The 23,916-nt window shown below is 43.8% G+C and carries 18 protein-coding genes and 2 pseudogenes; 7 read left to right on the forward strand and 13 right to left on the reverse strand.

What is annotated here, in order from left to right; genetic code table 11:
• Nucleotides 1-23 precede the first annotated feature (23 nt).
• A complete protein-coding gene (locus O3655_RS05385; RefSeq protein WP_049478964.1) occupies nucleotides 24-854 on the reverse strand; it encodes a glycosyltransferase in 831 nt (276 codons plus the stop codon).
• Nucleotides 855-1,075: 221 nt separating this feature from the next.
• Here O3655_RS05385 and O3655_RS05390 point away from each other — a divergent pair, with 221 nt between their 5' ends.
• From O3655_RS05390 to O3655_RS05410, 5 genes are all read left to right on the forward strand, one after another.
• Nucleotides 1,076-2,242, forward strand: coding sequence for an MFS transporter (locus O3655_RS05390; protein ID WP_308697297.1), 1,167 nt, complete (start codon nucleotides 1,076-1,078; stop codon nucleotides 2,240-2,242).
• Nucleotides 2,243-2,377: 135 nt separating this feature from the next.
• Complete coding sequence (locus O3655_RS05395; protein ID WP_000273860.1) at nucleotides 2,378-2,704, forward strand: PadR family transcriptional regulator; 327 nt, start codon at nucleotides 2,378-2,380, stop codon at nucleotides 2,702-2,704.
• Nucleotides 2,691-3,284 carry a DUF1700 domain-containing protein gene (locus tag O3655_RS05400; protein WP_000198645.1) on the forward strand — a complete coding sequence of 198 codons (594 nt, stop codon included), beginning with the start codon at nucleotides 2,691-2,693 and terminating at the stop codon, nucleotides 3,282-3,284. Before O3655_RS05395 ends, O3655_RS05400 begins: the two co-directional genes overlap by 14 nt.
• A complete protein-coding gene (locus O3655_RS05405) occupies nucleotides 3,277-4,206 on the forward strand; it encodes a DUF4097 family beta strand repeat-containing protein (RefSeq protein ID WP_308697298.1) in 930 nt (309 codons plus the stop codon). Before O3655_RS05400 ends, O3655_RS05405 begins: the two co-directional genes overlap by 8 nt.
• Nucleotides 4,207-4,267: 61 nt before the next feature.
• Nucleotides 4,268-5,230 (forward strand): DUF6574 domain-containing protein, encoded by a 963-nt coding sequence (locus O3655_RS05410; RefSeq protein WP_042767613.1) that lies wholly within the window; start codon nucleotides 4,268-4,270, stop codon nucleotides 5,228-5,230.
• Nucleotides 5,231-5,293: 63 nt separating this feature from the next.
• Here the strand turns inward: O3655_RS05410 and O3655_RS05415 are convergent.
• The 11 genes and pseudogenes from O3655_RS05415 to O3655_RS05465 form a co-directional block, all read right to left on the reverse strand.
• Nucleotides 5,294-6,161: pseudogene (locus O3655_RS05415) on the reverse strand (DUF4299 family protein).
• Between the two features lie 120 nt (nucleotides 6,162-6,281).
• Nucleotides 6,282-7,268 carry a rhodanese-related sulfurtransferase gene (locus O3655_RS05420; RefSeq protein WP_001030023.1) on the reverse strand — a complete coding sequence of 329 codons (987 nt, stop codon included), beginning with the start codon at nucleotides 7,266-7,268 and terminating at the stop codon, nucleotides 6,282-6,284.
• A 131-nt stretch (nucleotides 7,269-7,399) separates the two neighbouring features.
• A complete protein-coding gene (locus O3655_RS05425; protein ID WP_049477587.1) occupies nucleotides 7,400-7,696 on the reverse strand; it encodes a bacteriocin immunity protein in 297 nt (98 codons plus the stop codon).
• 68 nt (nucleotides 7,697-7,764) lie between these two features.
• Nucleotides 7,765-8,454: a CPBP family intramembrane glutamic endopeptidase gene (locus O3655_RS05430; RefSeq protein WP_049477588.1), complete on the reverse strand. Its 690-nt coding sequence runs from the start codon at nucleotides 8,452-8,454 to the stop codon at nucleotides 7,765-7,767.
• Between the two features lie 160 nt (nucleotides 8,455-8,614).
• On the reverse strand, nucleotides 8,615-10,099 hold the full coding sequence (locus tag O3655_RS05435; RefSeq protein ID WP_049520552.1) for an ABC transporter substrate-binding protein: 1,485 nt from the start codon (nucleotides 10,097-10,099) through the stop codon (nucleotides 8,615-8,617).
• A 107-nt stretch (nucleotides 10,100-10,206) separates the two neighbouring features.
• Nucleotides 10,207-11,130, reverse strand: coding sequence for a carbohydrate ABC transporter permease (locus O3655_RS05440; protein ID WP_000818344.1), 924 nt, complete (start codon nucleotides 11,128-11,130; stop codon nucleotides 10,207-10,209).
• Nucleotides 11,131-11,143: 13 nt separating this feature from the next.
• A complete protein-coding gene (locus tag O3655_RS05445; protein ID WP_061587254.1) occupies nucleotides 11,144-12,073 on the reverse strand; it encodes a sugar ABC transporter permease in 930 nt (309 codons plus the stop codon).
• A gap of 357 nt (nucleotides 12,074-12,430) precedes the next feature.
• Complete coding sequence (locus O3655_RS05450; protein WP_308697299.1) at nucleotides 12,431-14,311, reverse strand: beta-N-acetylhexosaminidase; 1,881 nt, start codon at nucleotides 14,309-14,311, stop codon at nucleotides 12,431-12,433.
• The gene (locus O3655_RS05455) at nucleotides 14,305-15,174 is read right to left on the reverse strand and encodes an ROK family protein (RefSeq protein ID WP_049520554.1); all 870 of its coding nucleotides are present in this window, start codon (nucleotides 15,172-15,174) and stop codon (nucleotides 14,305-14,307) included. The genes O3655_RS05450 and O3655_RS05455 overlap by 7 nt, the downstream gene beginning before the upstream one ends.
• Nucleotides 15,175-15,260: 86 nt before the next feature.
• Complete coding sequence (locus tag O3655_RS05460) at nucleotides 15,261-17,906, reverse strand: alpha-mannosidase (protein WP_308697300.1); 2,646 nt, start codon at nucleotides 17,904-17,906, stop codon at nucleotides 15,261-15,263.
• 90 nt (nucleotides 17,907-17,996) lie between these two features.
• Nucleotides 17,997-19,277: a glycoside hydrolase family 125 protein gene (locus O3655_RS05465; RefSeq protein ID WP_000640535.1), complete on the reverse strand. Its 1,281-nt coding sequence runs from the start codon at nucleotides 19,275-19,277 to the stop codon at nucleotides 17,997-17,999.
• 170 nt (nucleotides 19,278-19,447) lie between these two features.
• Between O3655_RS05465 and O3655_RS05470 the strand changes: the two genes are divergently transcribed.
• Nucleotides 19,448-21,535, forward strand: coding sequence for a GH92 family glycosyl hydrolase (locus tag O3655_RS05470; protein ID WP_371641213.1), 2,088 nt, complete (start codon nucleotides 19,448-19,450; stop codon nucleotides 21,533-21,535).
• Nucleotides 21,536-21,571: 36 nt separating this feature from the next.
• Here O3655_RS05470 and O3655_RS05475 read toward each other — a convergent pair whose 3' ends face one another.
• Complete coding sequence (locus O3655_RS05475; RefSeq protein ID WP_308697315.1) at nucleotides 21,572-23,251, reverse strand: alpha-L-fucosidase; 1,680 nt, start codon at nucleotides 23,249-23,251, stop codon at nucleotides 21,572-21,574.
• Between the two features lie 473 nt (nucleotides 23,252-23,724).
• Here O3655_RS05475 and O3655_RS05480 point away from each other — a divergent pair.
• Nucleotides 23,725-23,904: pseudogene (locus O3655_RS05480) on the forward strand (hypothetical protein); the annotation flags it as partial.
• Nucleotides 23,905-23,916: the final 12 nt, after the last annotated feature.

A 23,916-nucleotide genomic window follows, 5' to 3' on the forward strand; every position in this document is an offset into this window, starting at 1 on the left:
TAAATCATTCAGTCTATCGGGGCTTACTTTCTCTTTCTTAAAAGTTTGACGAAGATAAACTGACGTACAAAGCCTGGACAAAGTGCAACAATTGCCTGAATGGCTACACTTTTAGCATATTCCATGTAAGAAATTTGCCCTCGCTCAAGCATCCTTTGGCGAGCCTGACGATAGAGTTTAAGGTAACGCGAGCCACCCCGACGCTCAAACATCCCTGCACCGACACGAACCTTACACAAGATTTGATCTAGGTTCCCAGTCTTGGCACCTGCAGCAATCATATTGAGCCAAAGGAGGTCATCCTCCATGTAAAGGCCATCTTCATAGTTGCCTGCCTTGAGGACCATGTCCTTTTTGAACATAACTGTCATATGGTTAAAGGCGCTTCTCATTCTCTGATAAGCCACAATGTCTGCGTGCTGAGTTGGAACACGACGATAAGATACAATCTCATCTGGATTGTCAATGAACTCTGCGATATGGCCGCCTAAGAGATCGAGATCTTCTTTCTCCATTAGCTGAAGCTGTTTCTCAAAACGATCCGGAACAGCTAAATCATCCGTATCCATGCGGGCAATAATGTCATACTGGCACTGTAAAACACCGTATCGAAGAGCCAAGCCTAAACCTTGGTTTTGTTCTAAGGGGCACCGTTTAACTGGAATGTCTGACTGAGCTTCCACTTCATCTAGCACCTGATAGAGTTCGGGTGTGAGCGGGCCGTCCTCAACAAGAACAAGTTCACTCGGTTTCAAGGTCTGGTTTTGAACACTTTTGATAGCATCTCTTAAAAACGTCGGATTTTCCTTTACATAGACCGACATCAAGACGCTGATTTTTTGCTTTTCAGGCACAGTTTTTCTCCAATGTATAGATTTCCTTCCACTATTTTATCACAAATTCTCCTAGTTTCCTATTTTTATATCAAATCAAGGAAAATTCTAGTAAAGAAATCTGTCTCTTTTCACTTTATTTTCACTTCCATTGATTGAACTGTCTTGGCTGTCATTACTTGACATTATAAGGAAAAAACCTTAAAATAAGCTGTTATTAAAATCATCCTATTGAGGTTTTTATGAAAAAACAATCACTCTTTTTTGTTCTAGGAATTGTCTTAATCGGGACCGTTTTACGCTCTCCTTTTACTGCTCTTCCAACTATCTTAGGAGATATCGCTCAGGGACTAGGAGTGGAGGTTAGCTCTCTTGGGATTTTAACCAGTCTCCCTCTCTTGATGTTTGCTCTTTTCTCTGCTTTTGCAAGCCGCTTGGCACAAAAAATCGGGTTGGAACATCTCTTTACTTACTGTCTCCTCCTCTTAACTGTTGGCTCTGTCATTCGGATTTTCAATCTTCCCCTTCTCTATCTAGGGACCTTAATTGTGGGAGCAAGCATTGCGATCTTCAATGTACTCCTCCCAAGTATGATCCAGGCAAATCAGCCTCAAAAGATTAGTTTCCTAACAACTCTCTATGTCACTGCCATGGGAATTTCGACAGCCATCGCTTCTTATCTTTCTGTCCCTATCACCCAAGCTAGTTCTTGGAAGGGACTCATCCTCGTTCTCAGCTTTCTCTGTCTGGTCACTCTGCTAGTCTGGTTACCAAATCATCGCCACAACCACCACCTAGAAAGCCAAAAAGAAAAGCAAGTCAAAGAGAATATTCTAAAAAGTAAAGATGTCTGGGCTATCATTATCTTTGGCGGACTTCAGTCCTTGCTCTTTTATACAAGCATGACCTGGTTGCCAACTATGGCTGTTAGTGCTGGTATTTCTAATAGTGATGCGGCTCTTCTGGCTTCTATTTTCTCACTGATCAGCATTCCTTTTTCAATGACTGTTCCAAGTCTGACCACTCGTCTGTCAGATGGTCATCGTCGAATCATGCTGGCAATTATCTCTATCGCTGGTATGATAGGAATTGCCATGCTCTTGTATCCAGCCAATAATTTCCTCTACTGGTTAGTCGTCCATCTCTTGATTGGAACGGCCTGCAGCGCCCTCTTCCCCTACCTCATGGTTTGCTTTTCTCTTAAAACCAGTTCTCCTGAAAAGACAGCTCAGCTATCAGGACTAGCGCAAACAGGGGGCTACATCTTAGCTGCTTTTGGACCTGCCTTGTTTGGTTATAGTTTTGAACTTTTTCAATCTTGGGTTCCAGCGGTTCTTGCCCTTCTAGCCATCGATATCATCATGACCATCTCGCTCTTTATGGTGGATCGGGCTGAAAAAATCCTCTAAACTTCTAGTTTATACTAGGAGTTTTTTATATATAAAATTTTTACACATATTTCTTGACAGGGCTTTCAACTTGAGATACAATATATTTGAAAAGAGTATATATAAAATTTTTATATAATATAAAGGAGGTTTCCCATGTACTTCCCAACATCCTCTGCCTTGATCGAGTTTCTCATCTTGGCTGTACTGGAGCAGGGGGATTCTTATGGTTATGAGATTAGTCAAACCATTAAGCTCATCGCCAATATCAAAGAATCTACGCTCTATCCCATTCTCAAAAAATTGGAAGCCAGTGGCTTTCTGACCACCTACTCTAGAGAGTTTCAGGGGCGTATGCGCAAATACTACTCCTTGACCAATCGGGGCGTAGAGCAGCTCGTTACTCTAAAGGAAGAGTGGACGCTCTATACCGACACCGTCAACGGCATCATAGAAGGGAGTATCCGCCATGACAAGAACTGACTATCTGACTCAGTTAGAAACCTATCTCCATAAACTGCCTGAAGCTGACCGCATCGAAGCTATGGACTACTTTAAGGAACTATTTGACGATGCAGGTCCAGAGGGCGAAGAGGAACTCATTGCCAGTCTGGGAACTCCAAAAGAAGCTGCCCATGATATCCTCTCTGATCTTCTCGATAAAAAAGTCAATGAAGCCCCTGCTCAAAAGAATGACCGTCAACTGCTACACATTGCCCTCCTGGCCCTGCTAGTAGCTCCTATCGGAATTCCGGTCGGGATCGGCATCCTCATGGCCATCATCGGTATTATTATCGCAGCCGTCTCCGTCATTTTAGCCTTCTTTACCGTCTCTGTGACGGGTATCCTGCTAGGTGGACTCTTTATCGTAGAGAGCTTTAGCGTCCTAGTCGAAGCCAAATCTGCCTTTATCTTGATTTTTGGGGCCGGTTTGCTTTCTATCGGTGCTTCTTCTCTTGTTCTACTGGGTATCTCCTATGTAGCTCGTTTCTTTGGCCTCCTAATCGTCCGCTTGGCACAATGGATTCTTAAAAAAGGAAAGAGAGGTGACAGACATGCGTAAATTGACAAAAGGATTTCTCATCTTTGGTGTGGTTTCTACAATCCTCGGTTTTATCATGATCATTGTAGGCGCGCAGTCCAATGGTATTCAAAGTTTACTTGCCATGTCAAAAGACCCCGTCTATGACAATCGTATCGAAGAAGTGACCTTTGGAAATGAAGTGGAAAAACTTGATTTGACCCTTGAAGAGCACAGCCTAACCATCACAGAGTCTGTAGATGACAAGATCCATATCACCTATCATCCTTCGGTGTCTGGTCGTCACGATCTGACTACTGGCATGAGTTACAAAACACTGACCGTCACTGACAAACAAGCCTCCCAACATCGCTTTCTAGGTTCAGGAATCGAAGGCCTACTTCGTATTGCCAGCAGTTATTCTCACCGTTTTGACGAAGTCATTCTCTCCCTCCCTAAAGGAAGAAGACTGCAAGCTATCACCGTCTCAGCCAATCGTGGACAAACCAATATTCGTCAAGCCAATCTTGAAAATGCGACAATCAAAACAAAAGGCTATCTCTTAAGACTAACTGAAAGTTCTATCAAGAACAGCACACTAACGACACCTCATATCATCAATATCTTTGATGCCGAATTGACAGATAGTCAGGTCAAGACGGAGGGAGCACACATCTATGCTGAAAATATCCAAGTTCACGGCAAGGTCGAGCTAGAGGCTCATTCAACTCTAAACCTCATTCTCTCCCAGAAAGAGACCGACCGTATCAATCTAGATCTTTCTTCTCAGCATGGCGGTATCTATCGTAAACCCAAAGAAGAACATCGTGGACAAAAAGAGAATGAACTTGCCAACCCTTATAAAACGGAAAGAGCAGATATCAAGGACCTGCTCATTGCAAAAGCCAACCAGGATATCTACCTACCTAAAGAAGAGTACTCTTCTCCATCTAGAAACCATTGACAAAAACGCTTTCATCTGGTAGGCTAAAGATAGAAAACGACCATAAAAAGGAGGTTCCACCATGACACAAGAATGGTTTGAAAGTGCCGATCTTGAGAAGAAATCACCTCAGACAAAATCAGAAATCCAGCCCAACGAGCCTGAGACTTCAGAAACTGTGGAGACCGAACTACAAGTAAGCCAAGAAACATCTGTCTCACCTAAAGAGTCGGAAACGCATGAGGAGGAAACTCCCGAAATGACTGAGGAAACCCAAACCGAGGAAGAGGGAGAAGGGAAAACTGAAGAGGAACACAAGCAAGAAAACCCTGCAAAAGAGAAAAGTATCCTCAGCAAGGCTTTAGAAAGCCCCTATATCCCAGATATTGACCCTCGTAAAACAGCCAGATTCAAAGAAGAAATCGCACTGTTTTGGACTTGGCTGCTGGATGCTATCCAAGAACCAACTGCCAGCAAGAATACGGACCAAAAGCATCGTTACAGTGTCTTTGCCCTGCTCACCTTGCTGTCGTCAATCAACCTTTTCTTTAGTATCTATCATATCAAGCACCTCTACTACGGCTATATGGCCTCTATTGCCAATAGTTTACCTAACCAGCTCCCACCTTTAGATCTCTTTGCTGGACTTTCTATCTTGGTCGCTAGCGCTCTATTTTACTTTTCCATCATTTTGGGAGGCTTTACTGTCCGACGTGTACTGGACCAGGAGAGCGACTTCACATTCCAAGAAGCTTGCGATCGTTACAGCCGACTCTTTGCTATCCCGCTTGTCTTAACGGCTCTAGCAAGTTTCTTTGCACTTTTTGGCGGCTTGCGATTCGCTGGCATCCTCACTCTTCTAAGCATGACCATCTTTGCCCTTGGCAATCTCTTTGTGATTAGCAAGCCAAGTAAGGCTAGTAGCCTTGACCCATTTTATCGTTTCTTGCTAGCTGTCTTACTTGATGGCGCTATTCTCTTACCCTTCTTCATTGCAGAGCTCGCGCTGACAGTTGACTACCTTCGCATCCTGACATTCTTTTAACCAAAATCCCTGCCATTTGTTAATGACAGGGATTTTTATGTTTACTCTTTTTTTGAACCGTGTCTACTTGACGGCTGCCAATTCCTCAAAATTTTTTCCCAAAATGGCTTGTACTTCTAATTGATTGGCATCTAGTTGGTGGTAAAATGCTGTTGGTAGCGACTCTAGGAATCTTGTATAATCCAAGCGAGCGATGGATTCGTAGTCTTCTGCTTTGGACCCATCACCAGAAATCGTCACTAGGTCAATCTCCCAAACAAGCTCCTTGCCTGCTAGCTGCTCGGTATAGGGTGCTGGCACAAAGGGCTCCTTAGGTAAAATCGTCTTGACTCCCTGGGCTAGGTGGTAGATACCGTGTACCTTGCCTTGGGCGTCTGGGTAAAATTTTACACTGGCAAGGTAGGCATCAGAGCCTTGAACCTTCTTGACCAGTTCTTCAAAACGTGCCAATCCATCCTCAGCCAAAAAGCTCTCGAGGTATTCCTTATTGAGATAGATAGGGGCCAAGAGCCCTTGGCAATATACTAGACGAGCCGCTTTGTCAGATAGATAATGCTTGACCGTTTCTCGGAAATAAGCTTCAAAATCAAAGCCTTCTAGCCCTTCTACCACTTGCCCCAACTTGTTTGATAGGGCTTGGAGGAGAGCTTCTACAATCTCCCAGTCCGCTCTGGTAAGGAAGTCTGGAATCACCACTTGATAGCCTTTTCGGCTATCCGCATAGTTCACCTTGAAGAGAAATTGCGACTGACCTACAATCCCACACTCGATATACTCGAGACGATTGAGGGGCTGACGGAGATAGACCGCATCATAACTGTGTGACTCCAAGCCCTAAGCCCTCCACCAAGGCCAAGATAGACTTGGCAGTCAAGACCTCCTGTTGTCCTAGAATGCTTTCTTTATTTGGGATAAAAAATGTTTTCGCCATAACTGGCCTCCTTTGAAATCGTTTACATATAGTATAACCTATTTTCCTGAAAGATACAGAAACAAATTTTAGATTTTTAGATAAAAAGCATAGAAAAACAGCCCCTAAGGGCTGTTTGCTTTATACAGTAGCGACTTGATCCAAGCTTTCACCGATAGCTGCTAGACGCTCGATCACTTCTGCTTGTGTCAATTCATTTTCTGAGACGTAGCGGTTGCGTGGGTGAACACGGCACTCGTGTGAGCATCCACGAAGGTACTTGTCTTCATTTTCTTCTGATGTTAGGATACGACGGTTACAGAAGGGATTTCCACAGTTGACATAACGTTCACATGGTGTTCCATCAAACCAGTCTTTCCCTACGATGGTTGGGTTAACATGGTTAACATCGACGGCAATACGCTCGTCAAAGACGTACATTTTCCCATCCCAAAGCTCACCTTGAACTTCTGGGTCTTTACCGTAAGTTGCGATTCCTCCGTGCAATTGACCGACATCTTTGTAGCCTTCACGAACCATCCAACCTGAGAATTTCTCACAGCGAACCCCACCTGTACAGTAAACCACGACACGCTTGTCCATGAATTTTTCCTTGTTGTCGCGGACCCACTGTGGTAACTCACGGAAGTTGCGGATGTCTGGGCGGATAGCCCCACGGAAATGTCCTAGGTCGTACTCATAATCGTTACGTGTGTCAAGGACAACTGTATCTTCGTCAAGAAGGGCTTCTTTGAACTCTTTTGGAGACAAGTAAGCACCTGTTGTTTCAAGTGGGTTGATGTCATTATCAAAGTCGTTGTCTTCCAAACCAAGGTGGACAATTTCTTTCTTGTAGCGAACAAACATCTTCTTAAAAGCTTGTTCACTTTCTTCGTCAATCTTGAACCAGAGGTCTTCCATGCCTGGGAGGCTGTGAACGTAGTCCATGTATTTTTGAGTTGTTTCGTAGTCACCTGAAACTGTTCCGTTGATTCCCTCGTCAGCGACTAGGATACGGCCTTTGAGGCCAATTGATTTACAGAAAGCCAAGTGGTCTGCAGCAAATTGCTCTGCATTTTCAATTGGAGTATAGAGGTAGTAAAGTAAGACACGAATATCTTTTGCCATAAGATTTGTTCTCTTTTCTATTCTTAAATTTTCAGAATTTTTCATTCAACTATACTAGTATACCCACTTGAGAAAACGAATGCAATTTATTTGACCGGAAATTGTTGAAAGAGTCCTACCCCTGCACTTCATCAGTAACCATAGCGAATCGCAGATAATTCTCTCAATTTTTTGATTTGCTTAGCTTGACTTTCTGACAAACCCAGCTTATTGTCAATCAACACACGTGAGATGTCAACGTTCATTTGGCTCAGAATAAATGGAGTAGAGGTTCCATCATCCTTTAATCGTTTTTTATAAATCACTAACTGATTTTTCAAGGGAGTAAGTTGAGGCGCAGCCTTTATATCTTCCAATAGATGATCAATGATGGTCATCGCTTCACAACGCCTTTCTCTACCTCCATCGAACCATTTTAATGGTGTCATACTCATTTCCCTCCTGAAATTCACTTATAAATTGAAAAACTATAATTCCTAACTCTCCAGCCAGTATTTTACCCAAACGCCCTATGTAAAAACGTCAGCAGAAATGGCAATGTCGCTACAATATTATTGATCACATGCACCGCATAGGAAGGATAAATGCTCTTGGTATAACGGGTCAAACCAGCAAAAATGATTCCAGATGTTGCAAAGACGAAGATATCTAACAGACTAGGAAGGCTTGAAAAATGAGGGAGAGCAAATAAAATGGACGGAAGAAGCAAATCAAGAGCAAATCTCGAATCTTTAAAAAAGGCGTGTTGCAGTAATCCTCTATAGATTAACTCTTCCATCAGTGGAATCAGAAAGAACAGGGCTATATAGATACCTAGCTCTGCAAAGTTAGTCCCACTATAACCAATCAATACAGCCCAACCTTCAGCAGTTGACTGAACATGTTTAGCTGTCTGAACGTTAAAAAAGATCTGGAGCACTACCACTAATACTGTCAAAATCGAATACCAAAGCCATTTTTCTCTTGGAATGCGAAAGAGATAACCATGGCCTGTCTTAACCAGAATCCAAATCATGACTCCGCTAAATAGCAAACTCAAGATATTTTGAATCCAGAAGAAATTGCCAATCTGGGAAGAAAATTGCCAATAGTTTTGGACAATAAGCGTCAGCTGGGAAAGGCCAAATACGAAAAATAGGTAAGAGAAGACAGCACTCATTTTGAAAAGAAGACGATATTTTTTCATAATAAATCCCCTATAGATGTATGTGTATCACATCGTATAAACCCTCAGAACCACTCTTTTCATTTTTACATCCTAAAAATCACTACCTCCCCTAGAGAACTAAGGAAGGCAGTGATCACATTTTTAGGAATTAGGAATGAATACACGAAATCAATCGAACTTATGATTTTTTGTTTTTCAAGAATTCGTCGTATTGTTTTTGCATTTCGTTCAATACTTTTTCGTAGGCACCTTCAGATTTCAATTTTTCCATCAATTCTGGGATTGCTTTATCTGGGTCTACAGTACCAGTGTTGATAGCTGTATCGAATTGTTGCATTGTGTTAGAAATTGCTGAGATTTCAGATTTCACATTGTCAGTGTTAAAGATAAATCCAAGTGCTGGAGATTCTTTAGCTTCTGCCAATTGTTTCTTAGAATCTTCGATTTGTTGATCTGTAACGTTTTCGTTGATGTAAAGAATCCAGTTGTTACCAGTGTTCCATCCACCCATGTGAGTATTTCCTTTGTAGCCATCAAGGACACGTACACGGTTTTCTTTACCTTGAATTTTTTCCCAGTTCTTGCCTTCTGGACCGTAAACAAGACCGTTCAAGAGTTCTGGGTTCGTGTTCAAGAGGTTCAACACTTCCATTGATTTTTCTTTGTTCTTAGAGTTGTTTGAGATGACAAAGTTAGCAACTTGTGTTGTTTGGTTTTTCTTGATAAAGTTAGTGATTGGTTTGATTTGGATATCTTTGTTAGCAACACGAGAGAGCAAACTGTTACCATAGTCAGCTGGTCCTACTGTTTCTTCACGAACAAACCAAGTATCTTGTTGAAGGTCAAATGAAGTGTCGCTTGTTGCTACGTCTTTTGGAATATACCCTTCTTCATAGAATTTGTGAAGAGTCTTCAAGTGTTCTTTGAAACGAGGCACTTCGTAACGGTTTACGATCTTAGTAGTGTCTCCTTCAAGGTCGATAACAAATGGAAGTCCGTTTGGTACTGGGTAGTCAAAGTTATCAGATGGGATAAAGTTCTTCGTAACCGCAAATGGTACTACATCTGGAGCTTTTTCTTTGATTTGTTTCAAGACTGGCTCAAGTGTTTCGTATGAAGTTACACCTGAAATATCGATACCGTATTTAGCAAGAAGAGTTCCGTTGAAGGCAAAGTTTTGAGATGATGCAACGTTAGCTGCAACTGGTACTGCATAGATCTTACCGTTTACAGTGTTCCCTTTGATGTAAGCTGGGTCAAGTGCTTTGTAAAGCTCTGCTCCTTCTTTTTTATACAATTCTGTTAAGTCAGCATAGGCACCTTTTTGAGCATTTACGACATAGTTAGATGCAAATGCGATATCATAGTTTTCACCAGATGATGTGATAACAGACATTTTCTTATCATAGTCACCCCATCCAAGGTATTGGATATCCAATTTAGCACCGACTTTTTCTTCGATGATTTTGTTTGCATTTTCTAGCAATTCATCCAAGTTGTCTGGTTTGTCACCGATTTGGTACATTTTGATTACAGGTTTTTCACCTGAAGTAGTATCTGCAGCTTTTTTGTTGTTACCTGTAAGGTTTCCACAGGCAGCAAGACTTGCAGCCAAAGCGACTACGCTAGCAGATGCAAAAGCATATTTTTTCCAGTTTTTCATGATAAAAACTCCTTTTTTTATTTTTAAACTTATAAACGATTTAATGATTTTAACTTCAGCCACTAAGATGAAGTTGGGAAGGGAGAAACGATGTTTCTCAGTAAGTCCTATTCTTTCACACCACCGATGGTCAAACCTTTTACAAAGTAGCGTTGGAAGAATGGATAGAGAATCGCGATTGGAAGGGTTGCAACGACAACCATGGCCATACGACCCGTTTCCTTTGGAAGAGCGACTCCCAGTTGACCAGAAAGACCGACTGCTTTGGCGATGTAGTCCATATTTTGTTGGATTTGCATGAGCAAATACTGTAATGGATACAAGTTGTCACTCTTGATGTAAAGAAGGGCGTTGAACCAGTCGTTCCAGAATCCAAGAGCTGTCAAAAGCGTGATGGTTGCGATACCTGGAAGTGACAATGGCAAACAAATCTGGAAGAAGATCCGAGCTTCACTGGCACCATCGATACGAGCAGATTCGAGAATAGCTTCTGGAATGGTCTTCTTGAAGAAGGAACGCATCAAGATGATGTTGAATGGTGAAAGAAGCATTGGAACAATCAAGGCCCAAACGGTATCACCAAGTTGAAGCAAACGAGTGACCACGATATAGCCTGGTACCAAACCAGCATTGAACAACATACTAAGAAGAGCGAAGATCGTGAAGAATCTGCGGTACTTAAAGGTTGTCCGTGAGATGGCGTAGGCATAAGTTGTCGTGATGAAGACGTTGGTCACTGTTCCGACTACGGTTACAAAAACTGAGATAAAGAGCGCTTGGAGGATCTTATCTTTAAACTGAGCTAAGAACTGGAATCCATCTACACCAAATTTCGAAGGGAAAAAGCTATATCCATACTGGAGGATGCTCTTTTCGTCTGTCACCGAAATGATGATAACGAAGATAAAGGGCAAGATACAAGAAAGAGCGATCAAACCAGAGATGATACTAAAGAAGATATCTGCTTTCTTACTGAAGGAGTGAATGCCGACATTATCGATTTTTTCTTTTTTAATTTTCTTTTCTGCCATATTCTCCCCCTTTCTAGAACAAAGCTGAGTTTGGATCAACTCGTCTTGCAAGCAAGTTTGATAGAATAACCAGTATCAAGCCGACAACGGATTGGTAAAGACCGGCTGCTGAAGCCATACCGATATCTGCTGTCTGAGTCAAACCATTAAAGACATATACGTCCAAAACGTTAGTTACATTGTAAAGCTGACCAGCATTGTGTGGGATTTGATAGAAGAGACCGAAGTCTGCGCGGAAGATATTTCCGACTGCAAGGATGGTCAATACAGTTACAAGCGGAGTCAACTGAGGAATGGTTACGTTGCGAATGCGTTGCCACTTGCTAGCCCCGTCCACTGTTGCTGCTTCGTAGTAGGTTGGGTCAATTCCCATGATTGTTGCATAGTACATGACACTGCTATATCCAAAGCCTTTCCAAATACCTAGGAAAAGGAGAAGGTATGGCCAAATGCCTAAGTCAGCGTAAAAGTTGACTTCCTTCATGCCAATGGATGTTAGGAAATGGTTGAAGACCCCTTTGTCAATGTTTAGGAAGGCATCTGTAAAGAAACTGATGATAACCCATGACAGAAAGTAAGGGAACAACATAGACGTTTGGAAAATTTTAACCATTCTCTTAGAACGAAGCTCACTGAGGATGATGGCAATTCCAACCGACACAATCAAACCAATAAAGATGAATCCAAGGTTGTAAAGGACGGTATTTCGAGTAATGATAAAGGCATCTTTAGAACTAAACAAGAACTTAAAGTTATCGAGGCCGACCCACTTACTATTCATAATACTGTGGATAAATCCTTCACCACTCATATGGTAATCTTTAAAGGCGACCACATTTCCAAATACTGGGATATAGAAGAATAGAATCAACCAAAGTGCCCCTGGTAAAACCATCAAGAGAAAAATCCAGTTATCCCTCAAGGTCTTTGAAAACTTTTTCATAATTTCCTCCCATTTTATTCCTAAAAACTGATTTCATCGAATTTTTAGGTTTGATAACGATTACATTATTAGTATACTCCTATTTGAAGGCTAGGTTAAACTACTAATTATAGAAAAAACTCCACAAATTATTTTTTGTGGAGAAGTTTTTTATAAGAAATAGGTTTCACGAGAAACACTCTGAACAAGGGACACTGTTCTTGTTTTTATACTCAATGAAAATCAAAGAGCAAACTAGGAAGCTAGCCGCAAGCTGCTCAAAGCACTGCTTTGAGGTTGCAGATAAAACTGACGAAGTCAGTAACATATATACGGCAAGGCGAAGCTGACGTGGTTTGAAGAGATTTTCGAAGAGTGTTAAGTCGTATAAATCGTCGATGCGGTCGCAATAGTATGCCACTGGTTGGCTGTAGTTGCTGCGAAATCCTTGTCTGCGTAGAAGTCAGTAAATGGTAGGATTTCAACTTCTAGCTCGTCGATGCGGTCAATCTGCCCTGCTAGATAAGTTTCGATGCGGCTTTCTGCTCGTTTGAACCGTTGCAAGAGTCCGCCCATACGGATATCGACTGTATCCAAGCCAAAGACCTTGTTTTCTTTCAACCATTGGTGGCTAAAGAGAGCATGGAAGTGTTCAATCTCGCTTCTGAGTTTTGGTAATTCTTGTCTTGCGATTTCTCTCAGACTTTCTTTATCACCCGCTTGGTAGGCCTGACGGATGCGTCGTCCCACATCCACTTTACTGCTTAAAATCTGGTTCAACTGGGCCTGAGTTTCAAAGAGGTAAGCATAATTTCCTGCTTTTTCTTTGATTTCAGAAAGCGTCTCAGCTGCCTGAGCGAAGTGTGGTTTGTCCTGTTCAGGTGTCACGTGCCTGTCAAGAATCGGACAAAGAACATCCTGATAAAAGACATAGCGGTTGGGATTGATACCACTGAGATTATCTGGCAGGTCTGGCAAGAGGTTAGCTAGGTCAATCTGTATAAAGTCCTCAACCGATAGACCCGTATTGGTCTTGAAGTGTGCAGACAAACGGTCGAGGTCATTGCGGTAGCTGAGTTCTGCCCAGATTTGCAGACTTGGTAGAATAGAAAACTGGGCAGTTTCTCCACCATTGTCCCCCCAACCCGTTACAATGACCTCTTTTATCTGATTAGCACGACAGGCTTTGTTGGCCTCCATAGCGATGAGATGGCTGAAATGGTTGTTGGGTGTAAAACCGATCCACTTCCAAGCACCACCTGCAAAGGCAATATCTTGGCTAATCTTGTGGTGATTGCGGAAATTGCGATTGTACTTTTCTTCGCTGTCCTGATAATAATCCCAGTAAACCAAGGTTACACGGTCTTTGAGACGATCTAGGTAGACACGAGTTTCCTCAGGAATCTCCACATCGCGGTCATACTGGCCATCTGTTGACATGAGTTTAAAGAACATATCGCTCCACATCTGGCAGTGGAAACCATACTTGTCAGCAATATCCAGCACGCGCTCTAAGTGTTGACACATGAGAAGACTACGGTCTACAACACCATTCAAGATGAGGTAGCGTCCCAAACCAACCAAGTGGGCTTCATCCATCCCGATATTGACCTTGCGAGTCTGCAGTTTAGACAAAGTAGCAAACATCCCATCAATCAGGTCATAAACCTTTTCTTCGCCGATAAGGAGAATGTCCTCCACATCACGGAGTTCCTGCACTTCTTTGACCCCCCATTTGACAAAGGCTGACAAGTGGGCCAAGGTCTGGATGCAGGGCACAAAGGTCATGTCAAACTGTTGGGCATAGGCTTCGATTTCCTGCAACTCCTCTGCTGAATAGGCGCCACGGAAGTAACCAAAGTAAGGTTGCCCCTCAATCTGATAGGTGTCTTCCATGTAAAGTTCAAAGGTTGAGTAACCCATGAGAGCCAAGACCTCAATCATCTGCTTGGCAGAAGCCACATTCAGCACCGCATTTCGAGAACAGTCTGCCATGTAGGCCAAATCTTCATAAGCTGCCTGCTCCTCAATCGCTACTTTATCACCTTCTACTAGAGCTGTTGCCAATAAGGACAAGGCGCGGTAAAGTTGGTGAGGTTTGCGATAAGTTAGTTGATAATGTCCACCTTCACCCTTGATAGAGATAGAGGCTTGGTCAGACTGAGCGACTACTACCTCTACATCTGCTAGCGAAATATGCTTTTTAAGCAACTCTAATGCTTGCTCTTGTTTGGGACTAAGTCCTGTAAAAATTACCATTGATTTTCCTCCTGTAGCCAGTTGACAAGGGCACCATAGAGATTGGCATCTGCATGATAGGTGCAAGCTTGGATAACTGGTGCGACCGTGTATTCTTCGTAGGTTTTGACAAATGCATCGACAGCTTTTTTGACGCCTTGGATAAAATCTGGATTCTGGCTAATAGATCCTCCCAGACTAATGACATCTGGGTCGATGAGGTACTGGATATTGAGCAGTCCTTGCGCCAGATTACGGTTCATACGTTCAATGGCTTCTTGACAAAGAACATTGCCAGCTGCGGCCTCTTGGTAAATCTTGCGTCCGTCCCAGTCAGTCTGACCAGATTTTTCAATCACGTATCGCACCATATTTCCAGTTGACGCTAGTTGCGACCAGTTGTTGAGCTTTTCCGCAGGCTCGATAGTTGTCATGTAGCCAAACTCTCCTCCCAAGCCGTGGCGACCTCGGTGAAGTTTGCCATTGATAATCATGGCACCGCCAATTCCTGTCCCAATCACGACACAGGCTGCATTTTCAATCTCTGGGTGAGCCAGCAGTTCACTAAGTCCAACACAGTTGGCATCATTTTCTAGATGGACGGGGAGTTGATGATGAGCAAGAGCTTCATACCAAGAAAAGCCATGGATGTAAGGGACGGCACTGATGCCCTCAATCACACCTGTTTCTTGATTGACCGCGCCTGGAACACTCATAGCAATGCCCTTATAATCTTGTTCTGCCAAGCGTTGGTCTAGCCAAGCTAGTAAATCCTCCAAACTTTCTGGCGTCGGAATACTTGTCTTATCTAGTATTTTTCCATCAGGAGTCAGACTGGCAAACTTAATCCCAGTCCCTCCGATATCAATGGTTGCAATGGTCATTGTTCTTCCCATAAAAAGGGGCGACTCAGTAGTTCATCCTAACTCTTTCGCCCCTCCTTTCTATCTCATAGTATTCTTTAAAACTGTTAAATGTCTTCTTTTTTGATCAATTCTGTACGAATTTCTTGTGGTGCTAAGAGTCCTGAATGAACTGGATATGGTCGTTCAAGCAAGTCCAGAATGGTTTGTTGCTGTTCTGATATACGCACATTTTCTTGACTCATATTGTAGTAACGAAGTACATATCCTTCTTCATTTTCAGCTACCTTAAAGGCTGTTGGGCAGACTTGTGGTAAGCTGAGCGCCGCATGGCTCAAGAGGCTGCCAGTCGCTGCCACACTTCCTTCTTGTTTAGCGACCTGAAGACTAGTGAATGGTGTTTGAAAGGCTTTGGCACGACGGAAGGCTGAGAAGCGTTCTTGTGCTTGGTGGCATTCGAGAGCAAACTCGACTTCAAACTCACGCAAGCACTGAGCCTCTGGTGTCGGAAAGTAACCCCAGTCACCTAGCTCACCTGAGGCACGAAGGATGGTCACTGCAATGGTATCGTCGCCAAGGATTTCATACTCGTGCAGTCCTTTATTGGCCACCGTCACTCCTTTTTCATCATCATAAAGGCTGACAAAGGCTTGTTGGTGTTGTGGATTTTCAGGATTTTCCCAAGAAGCAGCTGGTTTGTTTGGTCGTGTCACCACCTCATAGATGCTTTCAGAGTCATTGCTTGGACGTGTGTTATGAGTCTTAACCAAGAGACGGATACGGTGGTCCTTGGCTGTGTTAGTAAAGCGAGTCTTGAAACGAATTTGTGGATTATCAACAAAGACGGTCATCTCTGTTTCAAGAGGAAGAGTTGTCAATTCTTCTGAGCGACCAGCTTCGCGCGTCATAAACTCGATGATTCCTCTTTGTTCCGCATCCAGTTTTTCGTCTGCACTTACTGGAATTGTCAATTCATGCTTGAGCAAGATCTTGGCAAAACGAGCTGTATTTTCCAAGACTTCACAGCCTTTGAGTTCTGCGTAGATAGGCTCTGTTCCTTTTGGTTGGAAATAGATGTACTCATTTCCAATGTCACCACGGTCTTCAAAGCGAATAACATCTTCATAAGCTTCATGAGTTGTCTTGTCGTAGACCGTGATGTTTTCATCCACACTTACCGTTACAAATGGCGTATCAATCACTCCATTTTGGTAAATACCGTCACGGTGTTCTTGTTCTCCTTCGAGCAATTGGAAGGTTGTCCAAGAAAGTGGTGCCAGATGAACAGGCACTGTCACGCGCACTTGACGAGCGATACGAGCCTGACGGAACTTGTCTTTTGGCAAATCATACTCAAAATTAGCTCCCAGATCTTCGATTTTCGCTTCTACAGCATGCCCTTCCAAGTCTTCGACACGGTAGCTTGGCAAGGTCAAGGCTGCCATCTTCTTATAGCCTTCTGTTGGGTGCAATTCTTTGAAATCACAAGTCGCTACATCAATCACGGTGCTGACTGTATCAACCTTGTCATGCAAGCCTGTGTTAATGACGGTAAAGAGATAGTCGCTTTGAGCTTCATGAGTTGCGATTTTGCCCTTCCACTCGTTGAGAAGATTGGTCTTAACGAAGTTTCCGACTTGGTTAACCTTGGCAAAACGTGTCTCCATCTCACGGTGAACCTCGTCCACGCTACAGCCACAGATACTATCATGGGGAGCATTTTGTAGAAGGACTTTCCAAGCATAGGTCAACTGGTCCTTATGGTTGTGCCCACCAGTGATGACAGTCAATGGCTCCACTACTTGTTCTAGGAGGTTGCTATTTTCTTGGAAAGCTTGTTTGAGGTAAATACGGGATGAAGAAGTGTTAGCAAGTGTATACCAACCGTCTGTTTCTTGACTGGTCAACTCACCTGTAACCGTAGATAGTTGCTCAGGCAGAGCACTTTCTACTGCGTGGATATAGTCATCAAAGGAACTATGCACAAAGGTCACATCTGGGAAGAGTTCATTTGCTACACGAATGGCTTCGCTCAGATTTCGCTGTACAGGCTGGTGGTCACATCCGTTCATCATCAACCATTGGTTGGTCGAAGCGTAGTCACGCACGTCTGACAATTTTTGTTTCCAAAAGGCAAGGGCCTCATCCTTATCAACAGGGATTTCATTCCCGTTACTGTACCAGTTGGCGAAGAGGATACCGAGGACACGACTTCCATCAGCGCCCTGCCAGTACATTTCTGAAAACTGAGAAGTAAACTGCTCATCTTCGAGGACTTGGTTGTCAAATCCAATCGGCTTCACACCACGCCCAAAGGCTGCCACGTGAATGCCTGATTTTTGAAGGATTTGAGGCGCTTGTCCCATATTTCCAAAGGTATCTGGGAAGTAACCAATCTGAGTGGATTTGCCCCATTTTGCACATTCTGCTTGACCAATCAAGGTATTGCGGACGTTGGCTTCACTTGAAATCAAGTAATCATCCTGCAAGATGTAAAAGGGACCAATTTTGAGTTTGCCTTCGTCAATGTAACCTTGGACTTTGTCGCGATTTTCAGGGCGAATTTCCAAATAGTCATCCAGGACAATGGTTTGTCCATCCAAGTGGAAACTCTTAAACTCAGGGTCATTTTCAAAGAGATCAAAAAGATTGTCAAACAACTCCACCAACTGCATACGGTGGCTTTCAAAAGGTAAGTACCACTCACGGTCCCAGTGACTATGTGAGATAATATGTACAACAACATTTTCCATGAAGTAAAACCTCATTCTAAATTTAAATTTTAACGTTTTAAATGTAAAGGTGTGATTCTGACACGAATCGGTGAAACTAAAGCGCGCTCCTTAACGAATATCCAGGTAATCCAAGACTAATTCACAGAACATCATGTTGGCCCAAGAAAACCATTCACGTGAGTAAAGCGTTGGGTCATCCACGTGGAAGCTTTCGTGCATGACACCTGTACCACCGTCGCAGGCAACGAGCTGATCCAGCAAGAATTTCTTCTCTGCCTTATCACTTGTTGTCAGGCCTTGGATAGAAAGGGCAATCGGCCAGATATAGCGATAGAAAGTATGAGAACTTCCGAGACCACTAGCATATTCACCTTGGTAGAAATATGGATTTTCAGGGCTCAGAATGGTCCGACGAGTTGCTTGGTAAACCTCATCGTCAATGTCGCAGTAGCCCAGATAAGGCGCAGCCAACAAACTTGGTACGTTTGGATCATCCATGATGCTAGCATTTCCTAGACCATCCACTTCAAAGGCGTAAATCTTTTCACCCTTGCTGTTGGAGGTATAAGCGTAGTTTTCGATTCCTTCTTGGATCTCTGCTTGCAGACGTTTAGCGTCTGCGATGATGTTTTGGCTATCAGCTAGATCTAGTTCTGCAAAGATTTCTTGGACATACCCCAAGACAACGACTGCAAACATATTGGATGGAATCAAATAGCTATACTGACAGCAGTCATCACTTGGTCGGAAGGCTGACCAGGTCATACCTGTCAGGGCAAAGTCAGGTCCAAAGCCATCATTTACCAGAGTATCTTCCTTGCGGTCTGTATCGCGGACAAAACGATATGGAGAGTTGTTGTGGTCCTGCTCTACCGTCCAGAGATGAAGGATTTCCTTGGTCGCAGCGACAAAAGTTTCATCAAACTGACTGGTTTCGCCAGTCTCTTTCCAAAGGAGATAAGCCAGCTGCAAAGGATAGCAAAGCGAGTCCACCTCATACTTGCGTTCCCAAATCCAACCATTAAGGTCGGTATGGTCAGTCTCATGGTGCCCCTTCCAGTTTTCCTCAATATTGAAGGAATTGGCATAAGGATCCTTGAGTACTAGGGTCATTTGACGCTTGACCAAACCTGCAATGGTCTGACGCAAGAGAGGATCTCTTTTAGCCACATGCAGGTAGGGTCTAAGTTGGGCTGTCGAATCCCGAAGCCACATAGCAGGAATATCCCCTGTCAGTACAAAGGTCGAGCCATCTTCGAGGATTTCAACTGTATTGTCCAAGGTGTCAGTATAGCAACGCTCAAAGACATCCACCCACTCGGGATGGTCCTTGGCCCGCTCTGCTACTTCGTCCAGCCATTCTCTAACAATTTCTTTCGAATAAATCATCGTGCAGTTTCCTCTTTCAAACAAGTTTCATGTTCAGTATATAGTTTTTGAGACAGAAAATACATACACAAATGATAGTCATTTTTCTACAAAATTGCTTACTTTCGAACCCCATATCTAAAGGTCTCATTTTTCTGATATAATGTAGAAAAACAGCTAAAGGAAATACCATGAAACCACTACTTGAAACCATCGATACCCGCTTTGGTACTGCTAGCAAGCATGCCTTTTCTCGGGGAAATACCCTGCCTTACACAGGCGTGCCTTTTGGGATGAATTATTTTGTGCCACAGACCAGTGATCAGGAGGGAGCTTGGTTCTTCGATCCGCATCTGCCCATCTTTCAGGGGATTCGCTTAACCCACCAGCCCAGTCCTTGGATTGGGGACTACTCTTGGCTCCTTCTGACACCTGTTACAGGCCAGCTAGGTGGAGACAGCCTCTTTCACCGTCAGTCCTCCTATGATATGGATAAGGCCTCTTTCCAGCCTCATTATCTGAAAATTTTCTCCCTGCGCTATCAGATTGAAACCCAGCTCACACCGACTTGCTACGGTGCTTCTATTCGTTTGGAGCAAAAGCAAGGCAAAGCCCTCTCCCTCTATCTTCACGCAGCAGATGACCTAACAGTTGAGCAGGTAGATAAGCAGACTCTGGCCCTAAGACAAGAAGGCAAAACTGAGACTAACAAAAATCCGCTAACAATGTTCACCGCCCTACAAATGAATACGGATATTCTTGCTGTCAGCCAAGAAAGCGGAGACTGGCGAATTGACCTCGCTGATAGTCATGCCGAGATTCAGCTAGCAACTTCCTTCATCTCTCCTTCTCAAGCGCTGCTTAATCTACCTCAAACGGACTTTGATAGCTGTAAAGCAAATGCCCAAGCCGACTGGGAAAATCTCCTCCATCGTTTTGATATCGTGGAGACAGGGGAAGCCGACCGGACCTTCTTTGATCACTGCCTCTACAGACTCTTCCTTTTCCCACAGACATTTTATGAGGTGGACGAGTCAGGGCAGGCCATCCATATGGACCTGACTTCTGGCACTGTCAAGCCCGGCGTCCTCTTCAGCAACAATGGTTTCTGGGATACCTTCCGCACTACCTTCCCCCTCTTTTCTCTTATCATACCGGAACACTATCACCGCTTTCTAGAAGGTTTCCTCAATAGCTACCGCGATACTGGATTCCTTCCAAAATGGCTAGCTCCAGATGAACGCGGCATGATGCCAGGTACTCTATTGGACGGTATTATCGCAGATAGTGCCTGCAAGGATATGGCTCCCGACTTAGAAGAAGAACTCCTCCAAGCCATGCTGGAGACAGCCACTAAGTCCGACCCTCTCGGCATCAACGGTCGCCACGGTTTGGCACAATACCAAGAATTAGGTTATCTCTCTACCGACCACCACGAAAGTGTCAGCCACACCCTTGACTATGCCTATAGTGACTTTTGTATCGCCAGCTGTGCCAAAAAGCTTGGTCAAAATGACATTGCCCAGACTTATAAGGTCGCATCGCAGAATTACCGCCATCTCTTTGACGCCGAGACGGGCTACATGAGAGCGCGAGATAGTCAAGGCAACTTCCGACCAGACTTCTCTTCTTATAGTTGGGGACGTGACTACGCCGAATGTTCTTCTATTCAAGCGACTTTAGGCGTCTTACATGACATCTCAGGTTTGCGTCAACTGATGGGTGGAAAAGAAGTCTTTAGCCGCTACCTTTTGAAAGTCTGTCAGGATGCTCCTCTCTTTGAAACAACTGGCTATGGCTACGAGATTCATGAGATGAGCGAGATGGCTACTGCTCCTTTTGGACAAATCGCCATTTCCAACCAGCCTAGCTTCCACATTCCTTATCTCTTCCGCTACAGCGACTACCCTGACTATACAGCTCTTCTCATCAAGACGCTACGTCAGAAGGCCTTTCACCCAAGCTGGCAAGCCTATCCTGGCGATGAGGACAATGGCAGTCTCTCTGCTTGGTATATCTGGTCAGCTCTTGGATTCTACCCGACCTGTTCGGGCAAACCAAGTTACGATCTCGGAATTCCTCTCTTTGACCATCTCCGTATCTACCTGGCTAAGGAAAATAAATGGTTGGATATCCATGCTGAACAAAATCACAGCCATTTCAACTTTGTCAAAGAATGTCGATTGGACAAGACCATAGTATCTAGCATTCAACACCAAGACCTCTTGAAAGCTGAGCAACTGACCTTCACCCTCAGCTGGCTACCAAATCACTCCTAACCAAAAGAACCTTTGCATCGCGCAAAGGTTCTTCTTTTATGAAACTTGGACCTGAAGCTGGTCAACCAGCTGCCCATCTACCATCAAATTCAGATAAAAGTCCAAGGTTTTATCTCCTGCAAAATACAAGGTTGGTAGCGTTAGCCTTTTTTCAGTCTCGCCAACTTGAAACGCAAGGACTTGAATCTCGTCCCGATAGGCGACACCATGCACACCCGTCCCTGGTTGAATCGAAATCTTAGCTTCTAAAGGACTGCTAGATTCTATGCGCTTCACTGTAAAGTGGACATTTTCTCCCTTGGTCACAGCTAGACTTTTTTCTGAAAACTCTAGTTGCTGAACAGCTTCTTTTTTCGACAAGGTAGGTGTTTTATAGAGTGAAATTTTGGTCAACAAAGGCAAAGCCTGTGCCTCTGTAATGATCACGCGTATCTTCTGCGCCTCAACGACTGATCCTCGTAAGAGACGTTTGTAGCCAACAGTATAACCAGAGCCAAACTCCTTCCAGGCACCATCCAACTCTACCTGAACATGGAAAGCAGCGATGCGTTGCCCCAACTTCAAATCTTCTCTTAACTCAATCACATCAAAAGTTTTAGGTGATCCTAAATCGAGCTCTAATTGGATTGGCAACTCTGCATCACTTGCCCAAGAACTAGCCTCCAGTCCATCTGTCAGATGATGACAAGCAAAGTCTGGTGATAGAGCAGGGCCAGATACCTTGGCTCCCAGAGCTAAATCTTCCCTATAGAGTGTGTCACGGTAGGTAGCAAATTCATACAGTCGCCGGATATCCTTTTCGTCAAAGAGTCCATCTTGGTTTGGCGGAATATTGAGTAAGAGAGGTGTACCCCGACCCACCGAGTGAAAGTAGATTTCGACCAATTCCTCGAGAGACTTGGGGTCCTGATCCTCATGGTAAAACCAGCCCGACCGAAGAGAAACATCTGCCTCCCCGATTGAAAATAGCGTTCCCGAGGGGTCTCCGTGCTGTAGATAATCTAATTCCGCCTCTGTCCCCAACTGGTCTGGCTTGACTTTTTGCCACAAGGGATCCCATGCATAGCCTCGTTCATTTCCAATCCAGCGGATACTGGTCCCTTCAGTTGAGAAAATCAAACAATCGCCCTGCAAGTCACGAATGGTTTCAAACCAAGTCTCAAACTCATAGTTGACCTTCTGGGCCCCTTCGCCTCGAGCACCATCCATCCACACCTCAGTGAACTTACCAGCATTCCCATAGTCAGGATTTGATAAGATTTCCTTCAACTGAGCCAGATAATAGGCATTGTAGTCTGCTTCTCGGTCCACATGATAGAAGGGACTATGGGCATCCCAAGGAGATAAATAAACCCCCATATCCATGTCAAACTCAGTTGCAGCCTGGGAAACTTCAAGGAGCAAGTCCCCCTTTCCATCCCTCCAAGGGCTAGCCTTGACCGAATAATCTGTATGTGCTGTCGGATAGAGCACAAAACCATCGTGGTGCTTAACTACCAAAATCAGCTTTTTAAAACCCGTTTCTTTAAGCACTCGAACCCATTCACGCGCATCCAACTTGGTCGGGTTAAAACGCTTGGGATCCTCTTGCCCACTTCCCCATTCTTGGTCATAAAAGGTATTGGGACCAAAATGGATAAAGGCAGCTAGTTCATCCTCTAAATAAACTAGCTGGGCCTGACTTGGTAATGGTCCATGTGGTTTTATGTTCGTCATCATCTCGTATCTCTTTCTCTTGTTCACAAAGTTATCCACAACTTGTGGATAAGAAAACATTCCTAAAAACTAGTTTCTCCAAAATCCAGCTCTTAGACTTAGAGGCCTTCACCCTAAACAGACCTTTGTCAAACAGCTCTGTACTAGGGTTTCTACTAGCTCTCTAGCAAGTTACTAATGTACGGAACTAGTATCAGGGTGCTTCAACACCCTGAGTTATATGTCATTTTCCCCTAGACTTATCCACAGACTGTGAATAAACTAGTGTTCCAGACCGCTCTCTCTTTGACTATAACAAAAAGCGATAGCAGCGTCAATATGACTAAGATTCCTTCCTAAATCCCCTGAAAAGATTCTATAATTTGTACAATATACATTTTGTACCTTCCAAAAGAAAGCCTTTCAGATAGATTTCATATAATTTACCATCATTCTTTCAATTACAACCCCAGCCAAATCCCTTAAATAAAACTCCTCCTCTCTCATCAGGTGGTGCTACCTTTGCCCGCACCATGCCAAACTGTGTAGCCTTTGGCGCTCTTTTCCCAGGAGCACAACAAACTGAACATCAGACAAATAAAGCAGCTGTCCTAGACGATCTTTATCGCGCTATGGACATCTACGCAGAGGCGGTTTCCCGTCTCGTAACCTAACCAGATAAAGGT

The sequence above is a fragment of the Streptococcus sp. 27098_8_70 genome (assembly GCF_041432215.1).
Lineage (GTDB): Bacteria > Bacillota > Bacilli > Lactobacillales > Streptococcaceae > Streptococcus > Streptococcus oralis_CP.